Consider the following 3,494-nt stretch of genomic DNA (forward strand, 5'->3'; position numbering starts at 1 on the left):
CCGCCGTATCGGCAGCACGTGCTGCCCAAAGTGATTGGGGTGCAGCCACTCCCGCGCAGCGTTCCGAGGTACTCGGGGCGCTCGCGGCTGCTCTCGGAACCCAAGCCGATCTGCTTGCCGAGCAGGAGACCGCGCACACCGGCAAGGCGATCCGGCTCTCCCGCGAGTTCGATGTGCCGGGCAGCATCGACAACGTGCGCTTCTTCGCCGGTGCCGCCCGCATCCTGGAGGGCAAGGCCAGCGGCGAGTACTCCGGTGACCACACCAGTTCGATCCGCCGTGAACCGGTGGGTGTCGTCGGGTCGATCACCCCGTGGAACTACCCGCTGCAGATGGCGGTCTGGAAGGTGTTGCCCGCGTTGGCCGCCGGGTGTGCCGTCGTGCTCAAACCGGCCGAACTGACACCGCTGACCACGCTGACCCTGGCGCGACTGGCCACCGAGGCGGGCCTGCCCGACGGTGTGCTCAACGTGGTGGTCGGCACCGGCGCAGACGTCGGTGCCGCGATCGCCGGTCATCCCGACGTGGACATGGTCACCTTCACGGGCTCGACCGCGGTCGGCCGGATGGTGATGGGTCAGGCCGCCACCCACGGCACCCGCGTGCAACTCGAACTCGGCGGCAAGGCCCCGTTCGTGGTCTTCGACGACGCCGACCTCGATGCCGCCATCGCCGGTGCCGTCGCCGGATCGCTCATCAACGCCGGTCAGGACTGCACGGCGGCCACCCGGGCGATCGTGGCCGCCGACCTCTACGACGACTTCGTCGCCGGGGTCGCCGAGGTGATGGGATCGGTGCTGATGGGCGATCCACGGGATCCGGCCACCGACATGGGGTCGCTGATCTCGACCGACCACCGCGACAAGGTTGCGCAGATGGTGGCGCGCGCCCCGGCGCAGGGCGCCCGGGTGGTCGTCGGCGGGCAGGTGCCCGACGGTCCTGGCGCGTTCTATCCACCGACGCTGATCGCCGACGTCGCCGAGTCGTCGGAGATCTATCGGGACGAGGTCTTCGGCCCGGTACTGACCGTTTCGGCGTTCACCGACGACGACGACGCCATCCGCCGCGCCAACGACACCGTCTACGGTCTCGCGGCCTCGGCGTGGACCCGCGACGTCTACCGTGCCGGCCGTGCCTCCCGGGAGATCCACGCCGGGTGCGTGTGGATCAACGACCACATCCCGATCATCAGCGAGATGCCGCACGGTGGCGTCGGTGCCTCGGGCTTCGGCAAGGACATGTCGATGTACTCGCTCGAGGAGTACCTCACCGTCAAACACGTCATGAGCGACAATACCGGTGTCGCGCAGAAGGATTGGCACCGAACGGTGTTCGCCGATCCGGGTCGGGGATCGCGATGACGTGGGCGAGCAGACCCGGGCGTCGGGCCGTCGAGATGGTGGCACAGGCCGCGCCGACGTCGTATTGGCTCGACCGGGCGGACCGTCCCGCCCCGCGTCCGCGGCTGTCCGAGGAGGTCGACGCCGACCTGCTGGTCGTCGGCGGTGGCTTCACCGGGCTGTGGACCGCGGTGACGGCCGCCGAACGGGACCCGAGCCGACGGATCGTACTGGTCGAACGTGACCGCATCGCCGAACACGCCTCCGGCCGCAACGGCGGATTCTGCTCGTCGAGTATCACCCACGGACTCGGTAACGGCATCGACCGCTTCGAGGACGAGATGGACACACTGTTGCGTCTGGGGAGCGAGACGCTCGACGAGATCGAGGCAGCGCTGGCGCGTCTGGGCATCGACGCCGACGCCGAGCGCACCGGTGAACTCGACATCGCCAACGCCGACTGGCAGGTCGACGACCTTCGGGAGATGTCCTCGGCGGCAGCATTTCTCGGCAAGGAGATGCCGTTGCTGCCGGGGCCGCAGGCGCGTGCGCGGGTGAACTCGCCGATGGTCAAGGCCGCGCTCTTCGACCCCGAGGTGATCATGCTCGACCCCGCGAAACTCGCCTGGGGGCTGGCTGCGGCCGCCGAGCGGCTGGGGGTACGCATCTACGAACACACCGAGGTGTCCGGGCTGCGTCGCGAGAACGACCGCATGCGCGCGCGAACCGGATTCGGTGACGTCGTCGCCGATCGCGTCGTCCTGGCGACCTCGGCGAGTCCGTCTCTTGTGCGCCGACTTCGGCCCTACACGGTTCCGGTATGGGATTACGCCCTGATGACCGAGCCCCTCGACGCCGAGCGTCGGGCAGCGCTGGGTTGGGCCGGGCGCGAGGGTCTGGCCGATTGTGGTCCACGCTTCCATTACTTCCGCTTGACCGCCGACGATCGGATTCTGTTCGGCGGCTGGGACGCGCTCTACCACTACGGTTCCGATGACTCGCGACGTCATGAATACGAGCCCGCCGAGTTCGCGTTGCTCGCCGAACACCTGCTGCAGATGTTCCCGCAGCTCGAGGGCGTCCGCGCCAGTCACACCTGGGGTGGTGTGATCGACACCTGCTCACGATTCTGTGCTTTCTGGGACCGCTCACACGGTGGTCGGGTGGTCACCACGGTCGGCTTCACCGGGCTCGGCGTCGGGGCCTCACACTTCGCCGCGGCGACCGCACTCGATCTCGTCGACGGTCTGGCGACCGAGCGGACATCTCTGAAGATGGTGCGCTCCAAGCCGATTCCGTTCCCGCCGGAACCGCTGCGATGGACCGGGATCACGCTGACCCGCCACCAACTGGCCCGCAGCGAGCGTCGCGAGGGCAAGCGAGGTGCATGGTTGGCCGCGATGGACAAGGTCGGGCTCGGCTTCGACAGCTGATACATGGACGCCGATCAACCGATCTGATAGGTCCCGGTCGCTCGCGCCACGAGTGTGCCGCTGGTGGCTCCGAGCAGGTCGACGGTGCAGTGGCACAGCCGTTTTCCGTTGTGAAGACGGTCGGCGACAATGCGGAGATCCTCGGCCTGTAGGGGCCGCAGGAAGTTGACCGACATCGAGGTCGTCACGCCACGCAGCTTGTCCGGAATCTCGCGACCGGCCCATGCCGCCGCCATGATGCCGACATCGGCGCATGCGCCCAGCGCGCCGCCGTGCACCATCTCGCCGACGGTGGTCAGTTCGTGCCGAAAGGGCATCCGGAGCTCTGCTCGGCCGTCGCCGATCGACTCGAGGGTGATGCCGAGGGCGACGACGAACGGTGAGGTCGGGATCAGCTCCCGCATCACCGCGGAGCCGTCGGTCGGCGCAGGCTCTGGGTGTCTCGGTCCCGGGTGTGTCGGCTCGGTGGGTGTGGCCGAATCGGTGGTGGTCATGAGTCCTCCAGTAAAACTAGTCTGACTACGTATACGTAGTAGTACTACAATTAGCACATGACCTCGCTCCTGGACGAGCCCCGCGATCGCCGACGACGCCGCACTCGCGCCGCCATTCTCGATGCTGCCGCAGAGTTGTTTGCGCAGAACGGTTTCCGGGCGACCTCGGTCGATGGGATCGCCGAGCGCGCCGACATCGCACTGACCACCCTCTACGGCAACTTCGG

At 67.9% G+C, this 3,494-nt stretch carries 4 protein-coding genes; 3 read left to right on the forward strand and 1 reads right to left on the reverse strand.

Annotated elements, in window-relative coordinates; genetic code table 11:
• Window positions 1–1,361 (forward strand): aminobutyraldehyde dehydrogenase (locus B1964_RS06315; protein WP_079929255.1); only part of this gene is annotated, 1,361 nt, incomplete at its 5' end.
• On the forward strand, window positions 1,358–2,773 hold the full coding sequence (locus B1964_RS06320; RefSeq protein ID WP_079929256.1) for an FAD-dependent oxidoreductase: 1,416 nt from the start codon (window positions 1,358–1,360) through the stop codon (window positions 2,771–2,773). The genes B1964_RS06315 and B1964_RS06320, both read left to right, overlap by 4 nt.
• A 14-nt stretch (window positions 2,774–2,787) precedes the next feature.
• Here B1964_RS06320 and B1964_RS06325 read toward each other — a convergent pair whose 3' ends face one another.
• Window positions 2,788–3,267: a PaaI family thioesterase gene (locus tag B1964_RS06325; protein ID WP_079929257.1), complete on the reverse strand. Its 480-nt coding sequence runs from the start codon at window positions 3,265–3,267 to the stop codon at window positions 2,788–2,790.
• 57 nt (window positions 3,268–3,324) lie between these two features.
• Here B1964_RS06325 and B1964_RS06330 point away from each other — a divergent pair.
• Window positions 3,325–3,494, forward strand: a 170-nt coding sequence (locus tag B1964_RS06330) for a helix-turn-helix domain-containing protein (RefSeq protein WP_139765644.1), incomplete at its 3' end; no start/stop codon positions are given.

The organism is Gordonia sp. i37, from assembly GCF_002043085.1.
Classification (GTDB): Bacteria; Actinomycetota; Actinomycetes; order Mycobacteriales; family Mycobacteriaceae; genus Gordonia; species Gordonia polyisoprenivorans.